Annotated in this window: 15 protein-coding genes and 3 pseudogenes; 15 read left to right on the forward strand and 3 right to left on the reverse strand. The window is 56.2% G+C overall.

Annotated elements, in window-relative coordinates; all coding sequences use genetic code 11:
• Nucleotides 1-5: 5 nt before the first annotated feature.
• Nucleotides 6-983, reverse strand: a complete 978-nt coding sequence (locus tag ACP86_RS20810) for an alpha-ketoacid dehydrogenase subunit beta (RefSeq protein WP_008171138.1) — start codon at nt 981-983, stop codon at nt 6-8.
• A gap of 1 nt (nt 984) precedes the next feature.
• Complete coding sequence (locus tag ACP86_RS20815; RefSeq protein WP_008171137.1) at nt 985-2,169, reverse strand: thiamine pyrophosphate-dependent dehydrogenase E1 component subunit alpha; 1,185 nt, start codon at nt 2,167-2,169, stop codon at nt 985-987.
• 277 nt (nt 2,170-2,446) lie between these two features.
• Here ACP86_RS20815 and ACP86_RS20820 point away from each other — a divergent pair, with 277 nt between their 5' ends.
• From ACP86_RS20820 to ACP86_RS20830, 3 genes are all read left to right on the forward strand, one after another.
• A complete protein-coding gene (locus ACP86_RS20820) occupies nt 2,447-3,916 on the forward strand; it encodes a malate:quinone oxidoreductase (RefSeq protein ID WP_008171136.1) in 1,470 nt (489 codons plus the stop codon).
• A 29-nt stretch (nt 3,917-3,945) separates the two neighbouring features.
• Entirely contained in the window at nt 3,946-5,682 is a 1,737-nt protein-coding gene (locus tag ACP86_RS20825) for an isocitrate/isopropylmalate family dehydrogenase (protein WP_008171135.1), read from the forward strand.
• Between the two features lie 196 nt (nt 5,683-5,878).
• The gene (locus ACP86_RS20830) at nt 5,879-6,289 is read left to right on the forward strand and encodes an ACT domain-containing protein (RefSeq protein WP_008171134.1); all 411 of its coding nucleotides are present in this window, start codon (nt 5,879-5,881) and stop codon (nt 6,287-6,289) included.
• 405 nt (nt 6,290-6,694) lie between these two features.
• Here the strand turns inward: ACP86_RS20830 and ACP86_RS22825 are convergent, their stop codons facing one another.
• Nucleotides 6,695-7,288, reverse strand: a complete 594-nt coding sequence (locus tag ACP86_RS22825) for a Spy/CpxP family protein refolding chaperone (RefSeq protein WP_139043662.1) — start codon at nt 7,286-7,288, stop codon at nt 6,695-6,697.
• Nucleotides 7,289-7,485: 197 nt separating this feature from the next.
• Here ACP86_RS22825 and ACP86_RS22830 point away from each other — a divergent pair, with 197 nt between their 5' ends.
• The 12 genes and pseudogenes from ACP86_RS22830 to ACP86_RS20885 all read left to right on the forward strand — a co-directional run bounded on the left by ACP86_RS22830 (nt 7,486) and on the right by ACP86_RS20885 (nt 20,170).
• Nucleotides 7,486-7,641 (forward strand): hypothetical protein, encoded by a 156-nt coding sequence (locus tag ACP86_RS22830; protein WP_008171128.1) that lies wholly within the window; start codon nt 7,486-7,488, stop codon nt 7,639-7,641.
• Between the two features lie 47 nt (nt 7,642-7,688).
• Complete coding sequence (locus ACP86_RS20840; protein ID WP_008171127.1) at nt 7,689-8,321, forward strand: protein tyrosine phosphatase-like domain-containing protein; 633 nt, start codon at nt 7,689-7,691, stop codon at nt 8,319-8,321.
• A 406-nt stretch (nt 8,322-8,727) separates the two neighbouring features.
• Nucleotides 8,728-8,968, forward strand: a pseudogene (locus ACP86_RS23630) (MarR family transcriptional regulator); the annotation flags it as partial.
• 188 nt (nt 8,969-9,156) lie between these two features.
• Nucleotides 9,157-10,512: an MBL fold metallo-hydrolase RNA specificity domain-containing protein gene (locus tag ACP86_RS20850; RefSeq protein ID WP_008171124.1), complete on the forward strand. Its 1,356-nt coding sequence runs from the start codon at nt 9,157-9,159 to the stop codon at nt 10,510-10,512.
• A gap of 175 nt (nt 10,513-10,687) precedes the next feature.
• Nucleotides 10,688-11,650 carry an HlyD family secretion protein gene (locus tag ACP86_RS20855; protein WP_008172531.1) on the forward strand — a complete coding sequence of 321 codons (963 nt, stop codon included), beginning with the start codon at nt 10,688-10,690 and terminating at the stop codon, nt 11,648-11,650.
• Between the two features lie 6 nt (nt 11,651-11,656).
• Nucleotides 11,657-13,387: an ATP-binding cassette domain-containing protein gene (locus ACP86_RS20860; protein ID WP_008172530.1), complete on the forward strand. Its 1,731-nt coding sequence runs from the start codon at nt 11,657-11,659 to the stop codon at nt 13,385-13,387.
• Complete coding sequence (locus ACP86_RS20865; protein ID WP_008172528.1) at nt 13,384-14,478, forward strand: ABC transporter permease; 1,095 nt, start codon at nt 13,384-13,386, stop codon at nt 14,476-14,478. The genes ACP86_RS20860 and ACP86_RS20865 overlap by 4 nt, the downstream gene beginning before the upstream one ends.
• A complete protein-coding gene (locus tag ACP86_RS20870) occupies nt 14,478-15,581 on the forward strand; it encodes an ABC transporter permease (protein WP_008172526.1) in 1,104 nt (367 codons plus the stop codon). The genes ACP86_RS20865 and ACP86_RS20870 overlap by 1 nt, the downstream gene beginning before the upstream one ends.
• A 165-nt stretch (nt 15,582-15,746) precedes the next feature.
• A pseudogene (locus ACP86_RS23770) lies at nt 15,747-16,031 on the forward strand (hypothetical protein); the annotation flags it as partial.
• A 23-nt stretch (nt 16,032-16,054) separates the two neighbouring features.
• A pseudogene (locus tag ACP86_RS20875) lies at nt 16,055-17,409 on the forward strand (APC family permease).
• Nucleotides 17,410-17,436: 27 nt separating this feature from the next.
• Entirely contained in the window at nt 17,437-17,664 is a 228-nt protein-coding gene (locus ACP86_RS20880) for a hypothetical protein (RefSeq protein ID WP_008172241.1), read from the forward strand.
• Nucleotides 17,648-20,170 carry a heavy metal translocating P-type ATPase gene (locus tag ACP86_RS20885; RefSeq protein WP_053115307.1) on the forward strand — a complete coding sequence of 841 codons (2,523 nt, stop codon included), beginning with the start codon at nt 17,648-17,650 and terminating at the stop codon, nt 20,168-20,170. Before ACP86_RS20880 ends, ACP86_RS20885 begins: the two co-directional genes overlap by 17 nt.
• The last annotated feature ends 67 nt before the right edge of the window (nt 20,171-20,237 follow it).

Consider the following 20,237-nt stretch of genomic DNA (forward strand, 5'->3'; position numbering starts at 1 on the left):
TCAGCCTAGAATTCAACGCTCGCCCTGATGGCCTCATAGACCTTCAGGTGGTTGGGCAGGTGCTCTTTTTCCAGCACCAGCGGGAAGGGGGTGTCCATCCCGGTTACCCGTGCGATCGGAGACTCCAGATACAGGAAGCAGCGCTCCTGAATGGTGGCGGCGATTTCACCGGCGAATCCGCCGGTCAGGGGAGCTTCGTGGGTGACCACCAGCCGTCCGGTCTTGAACACGGAGTTGGCCACGGTTTCCACATCCCAGGGCAGAATCGTCCTGAGGTCGATGACTTCGCAGGAAATGCCATCTTTCTCGGCCCGTTCCACGGCCTGATCAATCACTTCCATCTGGGCGCCCCAGCCCAGAATCGTTACATCCGTGCCTTCCTTGGTGACTTCGGCCTCGCCCAGAGGCAGGCGGTAGTCTTCATCTGGCACCTCACCCACCGAGGCCCGGTACAGGCGCTTGGGCTCGAAGAACAGGGTAGGGTTGGGATCGTGGATAGCTGCGAGCAACAGCCCTTTGGCCTGATGCGGGTTGCGCGGCACCACGATTTTCAAACCCGGGGTGTGGGCAAAGTAGGCTTCCGGTGATTGTGAGTGATACAGGCCGCCGGCAATGCCGCCGCCGTAAGGCGCGCGAATGGTCAGCCCACCCACGTCGAACAGGTTGCCTGAACGATAGCGGAACTTGGCGGATTCGTTCACGATCTGATCGAATGCCGGGAAGATATAGTCGGCAAACTGGATCTCGGCCACCGGCACCGACCCTTGGGCCGCAAGGCCGTTGGCAAACCCGATGATGCCTTGCTCTACTAGAGGCGTGTTGAAGCAGCGGGCCTTGCCGTATTTCTGTTGCAGGTTGCTGGTGGCACGGAAAACACCGCCAAAGACGCCGACATCCTCACCGAAACACAGCACTCGCTCGTTTTCCGCCATTGCGGTGTCGAGGGCATTGTTGATGGCCTGGAGCATATTCATCTTGGTCATCTCAGGCCCCTCCCTTGGCGTGTTCGGCACTCTTCGGGTATTCGTCCGGGTACCGGCGGATATGCGCCTTTAGTTTGTCGAACTGCTCAGCCAGGGCAGGTGGCACCTCGTCGTAGACATCGCTCACCAATGATTCAAGCGGCGGTGGTGGCCGTTTCTGGGCTCGCTTCATGGTTTCGAGCACTTCCCGGCGCATGTTTTCCTGGAGCTGCTTTTCGTCGTCCTCGCTCCACCATTTCTTGCTTTCCAGCCAGAGGCGCATACGCAGAATCGGATCTTTCTCGCGCCACACGGCTTCTTCATCCTTGCTCCGGTAGCCGGATGGATCGTCGGAGGAGGAGTGGGCAGCCAGGCGATAACTCATGGCCTCAATCAATACGGGGCGGTTGTGTTCCACGGCGAGCTTTCGGGCCTCCTGCGTGGCCTGATACATCGCAAGAATGTCGTTCCCATCCACCCGGATCACGTCCATCTTGTAGCCGTAGGCCCGGGGTGCAACGCCGTCGGCAGCAAACTGTTCGGCGGCCGGCGTAGAAATGGCATACCCGTTGTTGCGGCACAGGAAGATCACCGGTACCCGATGAACCGCAGCCATGTTCAGGGCAGCATGAAAGTCGCCTTCGGAGGCGGCGCCTTCACCAAAATAGGTAACCGTGCAGAGGCCTTCGCCTCGCAGTTTCTGACCATAGGCATAGCCTGCGGCCTGGGGAATCTGGGTGGCCAGCGGCGAGGAAATGGTCATGTAGTTCAGCTTCTTCGAGCCATAGTGGACCGGCATCTGGCGGCCCTTGCCATAGTCCATCTCGTTGCCGAACAACTGGTTCATGAATTCATCAATGGTAAAGCCGCGGTAGGCCAGGGCACCTTGCTCCCGGTACTGCGCCATGATCATGTCGCCATCATCCAGTGCTGCGGCACTGCCGATCACGGCAGCTTCTTCGCCCGTGCACTGCATGTAAAAGCTCAAGCGGCCCTGCCGTTGGGCAGCAAGCATTCGCTCGTCAAGAATTCGGGTAGTGACCATGGCCCGGTATATACGGAGGGCCTTGTCTTTGTCGAGATCAGGAGCTTTGGCGCTCTTGTAGAGCTTGCCGTCCTGTTTCAGGAGCTTGAAGGTGGGAATCCGGAACTCCGCACCGTCGGTAAACACTGGGGAATACACAACTTTGGACTTTGTTGTTGTCATAATCCTCTTCCTGGGGTAGTGGCCTGAGGAACAAACACTCCTTGTGGGAGTGTAGTTAATGTCATTGTAGACAGCCTGGCGAAATCTGGTGTGATTCCCGCCAGTTCATGTTTACCTTAACGTAAACTGCGAAACAGGGGTAGACCCTTCTGTTCAGAAATTTCCTTTGTTAATGAACGCTCGGCACGCGTTTTCCGTGTCTGCCGAAGCGTGCTACCGTCAATACACACACTTTTCCAACCTTGTTCAGACATTCGACTCACGTGGGTAGGTTTTAATGAACGTAATCATCATTGGCGCAGGGATCATGGGCACAACTTTCGCGACCCTCGCGAAAGAACTGGCACCGGAACTGGATATCACCATTCTCGAAAGACTGGACGGCCCCGGGGCAGGCAACTCCTGGGTGTTCAATAACGCCGGAACCGGGCACGAGGCGAATTGTGAGCTGAACTATACGCCGGTGGACGAAGAGGTTATTTCAGTCGAAAAGGCGGTGAAGATTCACGCTCAGTTCAATGTGGCCAAGCAGTTCTGGGCGTACCTGATCCAGAAAGGGGCCATCAAAGACCCCAAATCGTTTATCAACCAGACCAAGCACTGCACCATCGTCTCCGAGCCGTCTATTCAGGAACTGAAGCTCCGGTTCAATGAGATGTCGTCCCACCATTTCTTCGAACAGATGCGTTACTCCGAGGATTTCGACGAGATCAAGAGCTGGATTCCATACACCATGGAGGAGCGGCCCAGACACGAGAAAATGGCGGCGACCGTTATCGAGACGGGCACGGACGTCAACTTTGGCGCCCTCACAGAGCAAATGGCCAAGCATGCTGTTGACGATCTTGGGGTGAAAATTGAATACGGGACGCACGTCAAGCGAGTGCATCGCAGCCCCGCCGGAAGCTGGCTTGTGGAAACCCAGAGCAGGGGCGTTGATCGCCGCTACAAGGCCGACGTTCTTTTCGTCGGTGCCGGCGGCGGTGCCTTCCCGATCCTGAAAAAGAGTCACTTGCCTTTCGCGCGCCGCTTCACCGGTTTTCCCGTCGGCGGACGGTTCCTGCAGGCCGAGATCACCGCCGAACAGGCCGAGCAGTACAGAGCGAAAACTTACGGAAAGGCGAAAGTGGGTGCGCCTCCGATGTCCGTTCCCCATCTGGACCTGCGGGTTTCGGATGATAGGTATTATCTTCTGTTTGGTCCTTTTGCCTCGTTTAAACCGGTGCTGGAGAGGGGCCGGGGGTTCCTGGACTACCTCCGATCCATGCGCCTCCACGATATCCCGAGCTTGCTGAATGTCGCCATTGAGCACTTCCCGTTGGTCAAATATCTGGTTTCAGAGACCTTCAAGGGTGAAAAGAGCATGTTCGAGGAGCTGGACAGTTTCGCACCGGGCATGAGCAAGAAGTTCAACTGGAAAGCGGTTGAGGCCGGGCAGCGGGTTCAGATCATCCGCGATGGAGATCTGCAAATGGGTACAGAGATCCTCGTCTCGAAAGACAAGACCTACGGCACGCTCCTGGGTGCATCGCCTGGTGCGTCGGTATCGCCGGAAGTCATGCTACGTTGCCTTGAACAGCTTTTGCCGTCTATTTTTACCAGTGAGGAAGCCGGCAAAAAGAAAAAAGAGATATTCCCCGAGGACAATCTGGATTTCCTGGCGAAAAATCCCGAGCGTTACCGGGAGATCCGGGATGCCGTCAATGAACGGCTAGGGATCAAGCAGTCGGCATCGCAGCAGGACTGACCAGGCCAACAAACAGCAGGGAGATTTTCATGGACAGTAGAATCAGTGTGACCTCGCCCCTTGTAATCCTTCACGGCGACGAGATGGCTCAGGTTGCGTTTGAACACATTCTCAAGAAGTTTGTGAGCTCACGGCTTGATATTCAGCTTGAGGAAATCGATCTGTCTGCGGAAAACCGGCTGCTGACCAATGGCCAGGTGGTTATTGATGCCATCGATTCGCTCCAACGCCACGGAGTGGGTGTAAAGAACGCTGGCATGACGGTAAACCGCCAGCAGTTGGAGGACTTGCTCAGGAAACACCCGGATGTGGATGGCGAAAATCTGCACCCGCTGGCGACCAAGTCCCCCAATGGTGCGATCCGCAAGGGCATCAGTGGCAATATTACCCGCGAGGATATCCAGTTCCGCAACCTCAACATCCGCCGCCCCCAGTGGGTCGGGCGTGACATTGAGGTGGATACCATGGAATTCGGCGGCATCAAGGACAGCTTTAACCAGCTTTCCCTGGCAACCGGCGTGGTCAAGCTGATGTTTGTGGGCAGCAGCGGCGACCCGGTAGAGCTTCATCGGCGAGAGATTCGCAAAGGCGATCCGTGGCTGCTTGCGACGAATGACATCGAGGATGTGAAAGCCTGGGCGCATCGCTTTTTCCAGCGTGCAATCGCAGAAAAACGAGACGTATACCTCGGCCTCAAGGATACGGTGATCCCCGGCTACGATGGGGCCATGCGCTCGGTGATCGAGGACATCTATCACAGTGACTACAAGAAGCAGATTGAAGACCTGGGGCTGAATTACTACTACGAACTGATTGATGCCCAGGCAGCCCGCATTGTTTCCAATCCGCCGGAGCGTGCGCTCTGGGGTGTGCCGGATAATACCACCGGGCGAAAGCTGCTCAAGCTGGTGAACCAACTCAAGGAATTCGGCATTCCAGGCCGCGGGGCTCATGTGTCCATCTCACGGATGAGCGCTGGGGGCGGCGACCAGTATGGTAGCTTCAACATGGCGGCCAAGGAGGATGGCATTCTCAAGGTGATCGTCGACGGTGACGAGAAGCATGCCCGCCGGGTCAGGAAAGGCGACCCGATGCTGCTCATGTCCAATGACCGGGAAGCCATCAAGGACTGGGTTCTGCAAGTCTTCCGGGATGCCTCCCGCAAGGACAAAGAGGTGTATTTTGGTCTCAAGCGCGAGTACATGGAGTACGACGAAGTCTACAGCGAGGTCATTACCGAAGTGCGCAGGGAACTGGCCAGCGAGCATACACCGCCGCCCTCGTTCATGATCATGCGGCCGTCCAGCCAGCTTAAAAAGATGATCACGGATCCACCGAGAAATGCGCTTTATCCCTCCCAGAACCTCGACGGCGATATCTTCTCGGACATTTCCGCCGCTCTCGGGGGAAGCCTGGCGACGGCCAGTTCAATCATCGAGAGCAAAGACGGAACCATGCTGTTCGAGGCACCCCATGGCACCGCCCATGATCTTTACCTGAAGTATCTCGAGAGCGACGGTAAGGTAGCTCATTTCAACCCGTCGGCCCTGATTTTTGCGCTGGGCAACGCTCTGGAAACCCTGGGTGAGCGGGAAGGCAACGAGCCTTTGAGCCAATACGCCGTTCAATTGAAAGCGGCATTAACCGACACGGTGGACAGCGGCATCGTTACTGCCGATCTGAAAGGAAAAACCGTTGATCCGGAGTCTGAACAAGTGGTGGATATGATTGGCTTTCTGGAGGCGGTGGAAAAAGCGCTCCAGTGAGCGTCTGAATCATCGGAGCGCCGGCTTTCCAACCGTATTTGACGATATTGCCCTGAATCAGCATGCCGCCAAGCTTAACGGTGCCCTGAAAAAGTTAATGGGGAGGAAAAACGAGTATTCTGCTTTGGTAGCCTGCAGAAAGTGCTAAGTTTTTGTTATGACCATGACCATGACCTTTCGATAAAGGATAGTAAACATGATGCGAAGCGAATTTCTTCAGGAATTGATCAAGCAGCTCTCGCCAACACTGGATTCGACAACTTATGTCTACTGCACGGTGCCAAAGGCAAAGTACGGTGAACTGGAACACCTCAAGCCCATTGTCAGCATTGCCGAACTGGAAGGCCTTACCCTGGTCATTCCTCTAGATGAGGCCAAGACCGAAGGCCTGGACTACTACAGAGTATTCCGTCGCATCACTCTGGAGGGCCACTCCAGCCTTGAAGCTCTCGGGCTCACATCTGTCGTCACAAGCCTATTGGCTGAACGGGGCATTACCACTAACGTGATAGCAGGGTTCTATCACGATCACATGTTTGTGCCTAGCGATCGCATTGATGAGGCGATGAGAGCGCTTAAAGAGCTTGCCAGTAATCCGGGTGGCTAGCTTTTATGAGCCAGCGAGTTGGTTGTCGTTCTGCTTATCAACCACCTGAGTTTTGCAGGCGGCGTATCTCAGTGTTACGGCCAGAGCGAAAAATGCAGCCAAGCCGCCAAATAGGGTGATCACAGGGATGACGTTCATAAGTTTGAAAACCTCCAATGGTTTTTCGATGGATCCTGCTTCCGTTTTGCAGAGGCTTCTCCCATCGATCAGTTGCAGCGGGCAAACATCGTTTGTCGATGCATTGTGTTCAAGCTAATGATTAGTGTACTTGAAAGAGGCTTTCACGGACGTATGCAGAAACCATTACTGCACGTATGCAAATACCCGTAGACGACGTTAGAAACTTCTCAACCCGCGACGCTGCCCCGGGTTGATTATCTGAGTGTTCTGCTTGAAAAAGTGAGATCAATTCAACATGAGCCAGCCACCTGAACGCTGAAGCTGAGTTCTCTGCTCGGAGGTCAACAGGTCGCGAATGTCCTGTTGGGCTTCAACCTGTAATTCCGTTATTTCCTTGATGACGTCGAAAACCTTTTGCTGTTGATCATTGATATCGCCCGCATCGAGCTCATCTTCGGCGTAAAGCTCCTGTAACTTGAGCGATTCCTCGTACCTTTGGACCTTCAGTTCCTGAAGATCTGATCGCAGCTCCTTTTCAATCCCAGCAATCTCTTCAAGTTGGCCATCGTCAAGATCAAGCTCCATCGAAGGGCCACGAGGCGTGCCCTGATAGCCGTTCATACCATGATGCATCCCACCTTGATTGTGCATGCCATGATGGCGCGAGTGAGCGCTGTTGCCATGGTGTCCTTGATAACCATTTTTATGAGAGTAGTGGTGCTGCATTCCCTGCGCGGTGCCTCCATTCGGTTGGCTAGTGTCAGGGCCCGATGAAGACGGAGCCGGGCCTTCGTGGGCGTGCGCCGTAAAAGCGGTGGCAGAAAGACCCAGAGAGAGAGCCAGGGCAAGCCAATTGCGCGAAGTTTTCTGGAATTTCATTTTTTGTTCTCGCTGTTTTGTGAATGAACTGAGGGACCCATTCCATATCCCGAGTCTAGTTCATACGAGTTGATTCCAGGATTGGCTGATGTGTCTCGCGCCGTCGTTTTGTAAAAACGTATTGGGCGCAGTATCGTTTACTGCGAGTCTGCACCCGTCAATACCTCGACGAGGCCGGCAATCACGGAGCTATGTCTATGACCAAGTCGATGACGGGCCTGCTTACCGATATACTCGTGGCTGAAGGAAAGCTGGACGACAATGCGCTGGTCTCCTCCATCGTTCCAGAGTTTGCGGACAAGTGCATTTGGATCAGCAACTGTCCGACAGGTGATGTATACACCAGGCGGTAGCCGAATATCTTATGTTGGATTAGAGGGAAGGGTTCCTGGGTTATCTCATGCAGCCAAGCGCAATGAATTGCTACAACATCGTTCAGCTCTGTTTGCAGGGACTGATCTCGCTGGTTTTGATCTTATCAGTCACCGGCACGGTTAACGTTTCCGCTTTGGTGACCGCGATCGGCCTGTCGCAAGGGTTGGCTGTGATTGAGGTGTGGTCGGCTGCCAGAGGCAACACCGGGTCAACGTTTGTCCCAAGCCTCATCCAGGTCGGTGCGCGGATCGCAGTATCTGTTCTCTTATTTTTATTCCTGCCTCTCGGCCCACAGTGGATGATTGTGATTTTGGGCGTGGCCTGGGTCGGCGCGGATACCTTGAGGTATCTGTATTACCTTGAGAAAGCGAACCCTTTGCTGGCCTGGGCACGCTACAGCGGCTTCATCGTGCTTTATCCCATGGGTATGGCGCTGGAAAACATGATAGTCTGGCGCTTGATGCAGCACTATCTCAACGAGCCGTTGTGGTTTTTTCTGCCGTTCTTATCCATCTACCTCGTCTTTGCCGTACAGATGTATCTCTATATGAGGGCTGGCAGACAAACGCGAAAAATAGCGCAAAAACACTCTCAACCTATTGAACTACTGATTTTTTGGTCACCCAACCTCCCGAGTACATGCCATTCTGGCCGATAAGCGGAACTTGGCCTTGTTGTCGACCCCGCATACTCTACCCGACTGGGGACTGACCTTAGCGGATGCGGATTGCCTGGAAGACGTCGTGCCGAAGACCGGGCTGGTTTCGAGTGAAGATGCTACAGCGTTGTGGAGCGCTCGGCGCCAGCTTTTTTAAGCCGGTTGCCGGTCACGGTGCAAGGGTGTCTACCAGGGCGACAATACGCTGAAGGCCTCCTGTCTCTGAAAAAGTGAGGAGTTACCTGTCTCACTGGAAGGAGAAGTTCCTTAGCTGGCCTCGGAATCCGCGTGATGTTGCATATTGATCTGGCGCAAGCCTGATCCCAGATCAATGTGTGACTTATGTTGGCCTCAATGATTAGCTTACGATTTACTGTTACTGAGTCAGCAATAGCAGGACAGCGATATGGACCCACAAATCCCTCGAGATCAGTTTCCTTTCACCAGTGCTCGGGTGGCAAGGCGCTGGCGCAAGTTTACTGGATGAGCGCTTGAAAGACCTTGGGGTTACCCAGGCTCGATGGTTCACCATGGTCTGCCTGCAGCGTGGTGGTGGAGGATTGACCCAGCGGGAGTTAGCCCATTTGATGACCATCGAGAATCCGACATTGGTCCGCCTGCTTGACAGCCTCGAGGAGCAGGGTATGGAGGCTATTCTCTGTGCTGCGGTGCACGGCATCTTTGCCGAGGCTTCGGATCAGTATCTTTTGGCTGCGGGTTTACAGTCTCTGGTGACCACCAACACCATTCCACACAGTACCAACGGTATTGATGTCAGTGAGTTGCTGGCGCCACCGATCAGGCATTTTCTCAATCAGGACAGGAGTAAGAGTCGATGAATATTACATTCCTTGGTGGCGCAGAGACGGTTACCGGATCCAAGTTCCTGATTGAAGCGGGGGAGACGCGGGTTCTGGTTGATTGTGGTTTGTTCCAGGGTTACAAGTGGCTGAGAAAGCGCAACCGGCAGCCATTGCCGCTGGATATAGAATCACTGGACGCAGTGCTTCTGACCCACGCCCACCTGGATCACTCGGGCTATATACCTGTGTTGTACAAGCAGGGGTTTCGAGGGGCGGTTTATACCCACCACGCTACCCGTGATTTGAGTGAAATACTGCTGGCTGATAGCGGCCATCTCCAGGAAGAGGAGGCGCATTACCTCGGCCGCCATAAACTGAGTAAACATGAAACTCCGGAGCCTCTGTATGACCAGGATGATGCGGACGCCTGTATGGAGTTGTTTCAGCCGGTAGACTTTTACGAAGAAGTCCAGCTCGGTGATATACGCTTCCATCTTCGGCCGGTTGGGCACATTCTCGGTGCTGCCTGCATCATTATTGAGACGGAAGGTAAACGCATCGGTTTTTCCGGCGATGTTGGGCGCCTCAACGATATTTTCATGAGGCCACCTGCGCCTCTGCCAGCTCTGGACATGCTGATGCTGGAGTCAACGTATGGCAATCGTCGCCACGACGATGCGGACCCGTTGTCGCAGTTGGCAGACATCGTTAATGAAACCGTCGACAAAGGGGGCAATATATTGATTCCGGCCTTTGCTGTGGGCAGGGCGCAGGTTTTACAGCATATGTTCACTACCCTGATGAAGGCGGGGCGAATTCCAGTGCTTCCAATTTACCTCGATAGTCCCATGGCAATCGATGTTTCCGAGATTTACTGCCGCTACGAGGATCAGCACCGATTGAGCAGTTCCGAGTGCCACGAAATGTGTAGCACCGTTCATTACAGTCGCAGTGTTCAGGACTCCAAGGCGCTGGCTGGCCAGGCATACCCCCACGTAATTATTGCCGGCAGTGGCATGGCAACAGGTGGACGCATACTTCATCATTTCAAGCGCCTCCTGGGCCAGCACCGCACAACTGTTATTTTCGCCGGCTATCAGGCCGGGGGAACACGAGGGGCCAAGATGATTGGCGGAGCGGAAAGGATCAAGATCCACGGTGACTGGTTTCCTGTCAAAGCCAGATTGGAAGTGTTGAGTGGGCTTTCCGGGCACGGGGATTTCGCAGAGATTGAACAGTGGCTTGCTCAGAGTGACCTGGCCCCCGAAACGCCGATCAACCTGATCCACGGTGATCCGGAGGCGCTGGAGGCGCTGAGGGATCACTTGCGTCAGAACACCCGGTTTGAGGTGGATGTGGCAGGCTACCAATCCATTTTGCGTCTTTGACGATGCCCTGACGGCCATCTTCGAGGGCGACCTGAATGAGCCGCTTAAGATCCGGCAACGACCTTGGTCGCGGCGGCTGCCGAGTGCTAGAGTGGGCGATCTCATTGGCTGGAGTGAGAGGCAGTGGCCCTGATCCCGGCTCCAACCTGAACAGTAATGTCATAAGGAGTGTTTGGTGAAATCCCAATCCTGGCTCTGGTCTCTGATAGCGGTGTTGGTGCTCGCCGGCGGTTCTTATGGGGTTTTTGTTCTGTTTGGGGAAGAGCCCTTGCCGCAGGGAATCGTCTATGGCAATGGCCATATCGAGGGGCGGGAAGTGCGGATCGCGGCCGAAGTGGCCGGTCGGGTCATCGAGCACCATCTCGCGGAAGGCAGCAAGGTTTCGGCTGGCGACACGGTAGCCGTGATCGACCCCGCCGATGCCAGAGACCGCCTGCGCTCGGCACAGGCCGAGCTGGCCTCGGCGCGGGAAGTCCGTGACGGCTTCGACAGCCAAATCACCACCTGGCGTCATCATCTCAAGAATGCCGAGAAACAACGGCAGCGGATCCGGGACTTGCGGTCCCGCAATCTGGCCAGCTCGAGTGATCTGGATCAGGCGGAAAATGCCGTCAGTGAGGCCCGGGGCCGACTTGAGTCTCTCCAGCGGCAGAAGGATGCCGCCGAAGAACAGGTGGCTGCAAGGGCGGCGCAGGTGGCACTGGCTGAATCGCAACTGGACAAAGCGGAGGTTGCCGCGCCGCTCTCCGGAACCATCCTGATCCGGGCGGTGGAGACGGGAGAGGTTGTCGATACCGGCCAGCCGCTGGCCACGATGGTGAATCTGCAGCAGCTCGAACTCAAGGTCTATGTCCCCGGTGATATCCTCAACCGGATCAGCTTGGGGGATCCCGCCAGAATCCGCGTGGACGGTTTGCCCGGGGACTTTTCCGCCAAAGTCGGCAGGATTGACGATTTCGCCCAGTTCACCCCCCGCGATGTCCACATGCCCGACGAGAGAGTTCGGATGGTCTATGGCGTTACCCTGGTGCTGGATAATCCGGCCGATGCTCTGAAACCGGGTATGCCGGCAGATGCCTGGATTCGCTGGGATCCGGACGCCGAGTGGCCAGCGACCCTCTCGGTTCCGGCGCGCTGAGCCGTCATGTCTTCCCCGGAACCCATCGTCGCCAAAGGCCTTGGCCGCCAATTCGGAGACAATGTTGTCATCGAGCCACTGGATGTTTCCGTTGATCGCGGCCAACGAGTGGGCATTGTCGGTGCTGATGGCGCTGGCAAGACGACGCTGTTACAGATGTTGGCTGGCATCCTGGACCCCACTGTGGGGGAATGCCGGGTCCTGGGCTTCGATACCCGTCGTGAGGCCAAGCAGGTTGCTGCCCGGATTGGCTATATGTCCCAGGGATTTACGCTTTACGATCGACTCAGCGTCAAGGAAAACCTGAGCTTTGCCGCTCGCATCCGGGATGTGCCCGACGAACTCTATCGGGAGCGTTCAGAAAGGTTGCTATCCATGTCGGGGCTTGGCCGCTTTACTGACAGGCCCGCCGCCAAACTGTCCGGTGGCATGCGGAAAAAGTTGTCGCTATGTACCAATCTGGTCCATGAACCGGAGCTGCTGATCCTTGACGAACCGGGGCTCGGCGTCGACCCCCTGTCCCGGCGCCATCTCTGGACCATGCTCGACCGCTTCCGGTCGCAGGGCCTGACCATGGTTGTGGCTACCTCCTACATGGACGAGGCGGAGCGCTGCGACAGGATACTGCTGCTGGAACAGGGCCGCGTTCTTGCGGATGGGTCGCTGGAAGAGCTGCTGAGGCCCGCCGCCGGAAGGGTGTTCACTGTAAATGCTGGAGATACCGGACGAGGCTTGCGGGAGTTGTCCGGCATCCTGGCTCAAATTGACAGCGTCCATTCAGTGCAGTGGTTGCCGGATCACCTGCGACTGGTGATGAACGCGGACATCGCTGAAAACCAGCTCGCCGAGTTATTGCCCGAGGGAACCCACCTGGCGGCGGCCGAGCCCCGGCTCGAGGATCTGTTTGTGCTGCGGACGGACAGGAGGGCCGGCGAGCAGCAGTTTCCGGAATTGGCCCGGCAAGACAGGGGAAAAGAGGAAGGGCTGGTGGCCACCGGCCTGAGCGTCCGCTTCGGACATTTCAAGGCCGTTGACCGGGTGAGTTTCGAGGCGCCATCTGGCGAACTGCTTGCGTTGCTGGGGCCCAACGGGGCGGGCAAGACAACCCTGATCAGGGCCTTGTGCGGGCTGGTGGCCATCGATGAGGGCAACGCCCGGGTGGCCGGGGTGAGCTCCGGCGGGGGTAGCACCGCATTGCGCCGGCAAATTGGTTATATGTCACAACGGTTTTCACTCTATCTGGAACTGACCCCCTGGGAGAATCTCCGCTTCTTTGCCAATGCCTACGGCCTGGCCGGAGGCGCGGCGCGGGCTGCGATCGACTGGGCCAGGGAAGTAACGGGGCTGACAGATATTCCCGACAAGCTCACCGGTGATCTTTCAAGTGCCTTGCGCCAGCGTCTGGCGCTGGCCTGCAGCCTGCTTCACCGGCCCCGGGTCTTGTTCCTTGATGAGCCCACCTCGGGTGTCGATCCCGTCGCCCGGTACCGTTTCTGGCGGGTTATCCGTGAGCTGGCCGCCAGCGGTATGACCGTGCTGGTCACTACCCACTACCTGGAGGAAGCGGCCTATTGTGATCGTTTGGCGTTAATGCTGGACGGGCGGCTGCTTGCACACGGTAGCCGATCATCGCTGAATCATTCGCTCGGCCTCGAAGCCGACGCCACGGTGGAGATGCTCTTCACGGCGGCCATAGAACAGGCGGGAACGGCCAATTCCCGGGCGTTGGGACCATGAAGGCTCATCGGCTTGGAGCCCTCATCGTCAAGGAAAGTCGCGAGCTGATTCGCGACCCGGTTACCATTGCGTTGGCCGTGATCATGCCGCTGATCATGCTTTTTCTGTTCGGCTATGCGGTCAATCTGGATGTGGAACAGGTTGCCGTGGGCATTTACGATCTGGACAACACGCCGGCAAGCCGCGACCTGTCAGCCCGTTTCGACAGCTCGCGGTATTTTCAATTAGAGCAGAAAACGACCGATCTCCGCGATCTGGAGTCGGCACTGCAAAGCTCGACCATCAGCATGGGCGTGGTGATTCCAGCCGGCTTGGCCCGGCAACTGCTCAGAGGCGACGAGGCGCCTGTCCAGGTGATCGTGGACGGCGGCTATCCTGTTCTGGGTCGATTGGCATCGGCCTATGCCGAGGCGGTAATCGCAAATTTCCCCGCCCCGCGTCAGAGCGCCGTCCGGGTCCAGGCCAGGGTCTGGTTCAATCCCTCCCTGCGCAGCGTCAATTTCGTCATCCCCGGGTTATTTGCCGTGATCCTGATGGCGTTCCCACCCCTGCTGACCGCCCTGGCGATCGTGCGTGAGAAAGAGACCGGTACGATTGAGCAGATCTATGCATCGCCGGTCACCTCAACCGAGTTTGTTGTCGGCAAGCTGGTGCCCTACGGTCTGGTGGCTTTCCTGGAGATTCTTATGGTCATGGTGGTGGGGTTTGCCTGGTTTCAGGTCCCCATTGCCGGCAGCCCGATACTGCTGCTGACGTCCGCTTTCGTTTATGTGCTGACCACGGTGGGTATCGGCCTGTTGGTCTCATCCCTGGTCCGTACCCAGTTGGCGGCCATGTTGATAACGCTGATTGTCACCTTGATGCCGTCGTTTTTGTTTTCCGGTTTTCTGTTCCCTCTGTTCACCATGCCTCTTGCCCTGCAACTGTATAGCTGGCTTTTCCCTGCCGGTTATTTTATGGAAATCTCCCGGGGCATCGTACTGAAATCAGCCGGCCTTGAAGCCGTTCTGCCAAATCTGATGATGTTGATCGTCTATACGGTCCTGGTATTTGTCTTCGCGGCCTGGCGAATGAAGCAGAAGGTGGCCTGATGGGAATTGCCTTATTTGGTTTGTTGCGCAAGGAGCTCGTGCAGTTCTTTCGTGACCGGTTGATACTGACCCTGATACTTTGGCTTTACACCATTGAAGTCGTCATTTGTGCCGTTGCGCTCAGTTTTGATGTAAGCCACCTGCCCCTGGCGGTGGTGGACGAGGATCGCAGCGCCTTGAGTCGCTCGTTGATCCAGAAATTTGCGGTGAGCGAAACCTTCGACCTGAAATTTCAGGAAACCCGTGTGGCAACCGCCACTGACCTCCTGGAGAAAGGCGATGCCACCATGGTGTTGGTCGTTCCCGCCGGGTTCGAAGGTGCTCTTCTCGCTGGCAAGAGTGCTCAGCTCCAGTTGCTCCAGGACGGCACCAATTCCAACATTGCCGCCAATGCCGTCAATGATGCTCTGCAGATCGTCCAGCGCCAGGAGCGCGAAGCGCTCCCTGCTGCCGGGAAGAAGGGGGTCGCGGTACCCCTGATCCGTATCTGGTATAACCCCGATCTGACAACATCGGGTTTTATCGTGTTATCGATGATTGCTCTGGCCGGTATGATGGTGGGCGTTATTCACCCGGCCGCCTCTATTGTCCGGGAAAAGGAGCGAGGCACTATCGAGCAGCTGCTGGTGACGCCCATTTCCACCCTGGAACTGTTCCTGGCCAAGGTCACACCCACGCTGATCATGGGCGTACTGTCCATCTTTCCGAGTTTGGTGATTGTCAGAGTCTTTGATGTGCCCCTTCAGGGCAGTCTGCTTTTATTTCTGGTGCTGACCGCCATCTTTTTGCTCAGTGCGATTGCGCTGGGCGTACTGATTGCCGCCTACAGCCGGACCCTTCAGCAGGCGTTGCTGCTCTCCTTTTTCGGACTTTTCCCGCTGATGTTCCTGTCGGGCAGTTTGACGCCGGTAGAAGCCATGCCGCCTTTCCTGCAAAGCCTCTCCCTGCTGAGTCCACTGCGTTATTACATGGATATCATCGTCGGTATTTTCCTCAAAGGCGCCGGCCTGGCGGTTCTCTGGGATGAGGCTCTCGCCTTGCTGGTAATCGGTGTCACGCTGTTTATTTTCTCCCTTTGGGTCTTTCGACGCCGGGTACAATGAGATCGGTTGGGTGAGTGCCTGACGTTTGTCGCTACACGGCCAAGAGGATACGGCGCATAGGCATCAGGATTACCGTGATTATTCATTTTCATCAGTAACCTGAATCAATGGGATGGACTCCTCCTCACCTCACCGGCATCTACGTGCCAAAATGGTGAGTGATTTGGCGAGAGTCAGTGGGGCGATTTCATCCATGAACTCAACCATCATCCCTGTGTTGATTTTGCCGAGCGCAAACCGAACAACCAGCTGCATGTCGTCTACGATGGAACCCATTGGTCTCTTGACGAGTTAATGGAACTGATCAAGACCCACGGAGGCGGGTTGCAGGCCGGGTGGTGGACCCAGCGGAAACTGGCGTGGTATCGGTTTACAGACGACAATGTTCGGGCCAACGCAAAACATGATCCGTTTTGCTGTTCCAAAATCCCACCTATGAAGCGTAAATAGAAACGACAATAACCGGAGGTTGAATGAGCAGGGAGCAAGACAGAACCACTCGCTATCAGGAAGGCAGTCTCACCCTGCCAGGAACCGTCATGCTGGGTACCGGCGTCATGATAGGCGCTGGTATTTTTGCGTTGACCGGACAGATGGCACAGATGACGGGCGTTCTGTTCCCCCTGGCGTTTCTGACGGCCGCCGTGATCGTCAGCTTCAGTGCTTATTCCTACATCAAAATTTCCGATGCGTACCCGTCTGCGGGCGGTATCGGCATGTACTTACACAAGGCCTACGGAAACCGGCTGCCGACCGCATTTAACGCCTTGCTGATGTACTTTTCCATGGTGATCGCCCAGAGTTTTCTGGCCCGCACGTTCGGCTCCTACACCATGCAGCTCTTCGGTGGCGACGAAAGCGGGCGAATGGTGCCCATTCTCGGGGTGTCACTGATCCTGGCAGCGTTTCTCATAAATCTGCTGGGTAACCGGATGATTCAGGGTGTGGCTTCCTTTATCGGCGTCCTGAAAATCGGCGGCATACTGATTTTCGGGTTGGTGGGGGTATGGGTCGCCGACTCCATATCGGTTGACTTCTCGAATCCCGGAGAGGCCGGAACTGTGGGCAACTTCCTTGGAGCAACCGCGCTCGGAATTCTAGCTTTCAAGGGCTTCACCACCATTACCAACAGCGGCTCCGAAGTAATAGACCCCAAGCGGAACGTAGGACGGGCGATCATTATTTCCATTGCAGCCTGCGTGGTGATCTATACGTTGGTTGGTTTTGCTGTTGCCAGCAACTTGTCCCTGGCCGAGATTATCGAGACACAGGACTACTCCCTTGCCGCCGCCGCCCGCCCGGCACTGGGGGAGTACGCCGTGTGGTTCACCGTTGCCATTGCCATGATGGCTACTGCCGGAGGCATTCTGGCCAGCATTTTGCGGTGTCCCGGATGCTGGCGATGCTGACGGAAATGAAACTGGTCCCCCACCGGCATTTCGGCATGCCAGGCAGTATTCAGAAGCACACCCTGGTTTATACAGTGGTCCTGGGGCTGGTCCTGACGGCCTTTTTTGACCTCTCCCGGATTGCTGCGCTGGGTATCGTGTTCTACCTGGTAATGGATGTTGCGATTCACTGGGGTGTTCTTCGTTATCTACGCGAAGACGTGAAGGCCAGCGCCTGGGTGCCAGTCATGGCCATTTTGCTGGATTTGCTCGTTCTTGGGGGCTTTGTGTGGGTCAAGCTGAATACGGACCCGTTTGTCATCGGTGTTGCGGTGGCCACCATGATCGTTATTGCAGTGGCAGAGCAGATTTTTTTGAAAAAGTCCGAGAATTCCCGGCAATCGGGAGATGAGGAATCTCATGCTCATGATCACCATTAACCGGCATTCGACGTGGAGGGCAGTGCTATGATGGAAGATAATATGTTTGGCAACACCATGTGGGCAGGGCACTGGCTGTGGATGCTGGTGATTGCCATTGTAGTTGTGATTCCGGCCTGGCGTATTTGCCAGCGTACCGGGTATCCGGGCTGGATGGGCTTCCTGATACTGATTCCCATCGTCAATCTCGTATTACTTTATTTCATAGCGTTCAGTGACTGGCCAAGCAACAGAAACAATGACGGGAGATCTTGATGAACAGTACGAAAACACAGGCACCGCAAAGGCAAAGGGACTTGAGCTGATTGTGCCGGGAATGGGGTCAGACCACTGCGCCGGCATTATCAACAAAACGATTGGCCGCTTGGACGGAATCGACCAGATAGAGACTAACATTGCCAAACATAAGGTGAGTGTTCGCTCCCTTGCGTCGGGGCCTGACGGGGAAGCCTTAAAACACGCTGTGGAGGGTGCCGGTTACGATGTGGCCTCCGTGAGGGAAGTGGGTGGCAGGACTTTCAGGGTCACGGTACCCGGAATGGGGTCCGACCATTGTGCGGGTATTATCAAGAGTACGCTTGCGCGACACGACGGCGTGCAGACGACGTCAACCAACATAGCCAATCACACAGTGAGCGTGGTAGTCGGCTCGGATGGGCCGACAGAAAATGAGCTGAAAGAGCTGATAGAGGGCGCCGGATATGATGTTGCTGCTGTCGCTCTTGAGGGAGATGCCAGTCAGGAGGAGGACTCGGCCGTTGAAGAGGCCTATCTGAAGCTTGCATTACGCAGGTTCTGGATCGCTGCGGTACCGACAACACTGATCATGGTGTTGATGATGTTTCATATGTTCTGGCAGCCCATTCCGGGGTATCTGGCTATTATTGCAGTGCTCGGCTTCCCGGTAGTGTTTTTTTATGGCGGTGCCGCTACCCACAAGGCTTCCTGGCGTTCACTGAAGAATGGCACCTTCAACATGGATGTGCTCATTTCCATGGGCAGCCTTCCCCCCTACCTGATTGGTCTGGTGGGCTTTGTCTATCCGATGACCTCTTTCATCGAAATGGCCGTTACCATCATGACCTTCCATATGCTTGGTCGGTACCTGGAAGCAAAAGCCAAGGGCAAGGCCTCGGAGGCCATCCGGAAATTGCTCACCCTCGGCGCTAAGACCGCCCGCGTGGAACGGGAAGGGGAAGAGGTCGAAATTCCCGTGAAGGATTTGGCTCCAGGCGACATCATGATTGTCCGGCCCGGTGACAAGGTGCCCACTGATGGTGAAGTGGTGGATGGTGAGAGTCATCTGGATGAATCCATTGCCACTGGCGAGTCTGTCCCGGTATACAAAAGCACGGGAGACACGGTTATTGGTGCCACCATCAACAAGGAAGGTCGCCTGAGAGTCAAGGCTACCCGTGTTGGTGGTGATACCTTTCTGGCCCAGGTGGTGAAACTGATCGACGAGGCTCAGGGCTCCAGGGTGCCAATCCAGGAGTTTGCTGACCGCATGACCGGTCGCTTCGTGCCGCTGGTTCTTGTTATTGCCCTGGGCAGTCTTGTGGTCTGGCTGTTTGCAGGCGATACACTCCGACCAATCCTTGAATGGGGCGCCGCTTTCCTGCCGTGGGTAGACCCGACGGCGGCCACGCCGGTGCTGGCTATCCTGGCGGCTATTGCTGTGCTGGTAATTGCCTGCCCCTGTGCATTGGGGTTGGCAACGCCGACTGCGCTGATGGTGGGTTCGGGCGTCGGCGCCGAGCGGGGCATCCTGATTCGTTCTGGAGAGGCCATTCAGACCTTCAAGGACGTCAAGGTAATGGTCCTCGATAAAACGGGCACCATTACCAGGGGTGAGCCGAAGCTTACCGATGTAGTACCCGCCGACGGCGTTTCGGAGACCGAACTGCTGGAGCTTGCCACCGCGGTAGAAAATGCTTCTGAGCATCCCATCGCCCGTGCCATTGTGGACGGTGCCCGGGAACGTGGAATCAAACCCGGGAACGTTGTTGATTTCCGCTCCACCGGCGCCAGAGGTGTTTCGGGAAGGGTCGGTGAGAGCACCGTGCTGATTGGTAACCGCCTCTTGCTGGAAGAGCAGGGCGTTAATGGACTGGAGGCCCTGGACAAGAGTCTTTCCGACCTTGAGGATCAGGGCAGAACTGCCGTTATTGTTGCCCGTGACGGCAAGGCCTACGGCATTGTCGCGGTAGCCGACACGCTCAAGGACGAATCGGTGGCCGCCATTCGGGCCATGCACGAGCAAGGACTGTATGTTGTGATGATTACCGGTGACAACGAGCGTGCAGCCAACGCGGTTGCCCGCGAAGTAGGCATCGACGAGGTTCGCGCCGGGGTGTTGCCGGAAGGTAAGGTGGATGCCATTCGGGAACTGCAGGAAAAGTACGGCAATCATGTTGCCATGGTGGGTGATGGCATTAACGACGCCCCGGCACTCAAACAGGCTAACGTAGGCATTGCCATAGGCGCTGGTGCGGATGTGGCTATCGAAGCTGCTGACGTTACCCTGGTCCGTGGCGAATTATCTGGTGTTGTTGACGCCATGGTGCTGTCACGTGCGACCTTCAAAAAGATCGTTGAGAACCTCCTATGGGCCAGTGGATACAACGCTGCGGCTATTCCTATAGCTGCGGCGGGGCTGCTGCATCCGATGATTGGTGTAGTGGCGATGACTGTCAGCTCGCTCTCGGTCATTGGTAACTCAATGTTACTGCGTCGGCGTTACGAGAAGGATCACCGGTAGGCCGGATGAGCTCTGCTGCTGGGCCGGACGCAGTGCAAAGCGCGGTGATGAGCGAACAATTTGCCAT

Source organism: Marinobacter sp. CP1, assembly GCF_001266795.1.
Classification (GTDB): domain Bacteria; phylum Pseudomonadota; class Gammaproteobacteria; order Pseudomonadales; family Oleiphilaceae; genus Marinobacter; species Marinobacter flavimaris.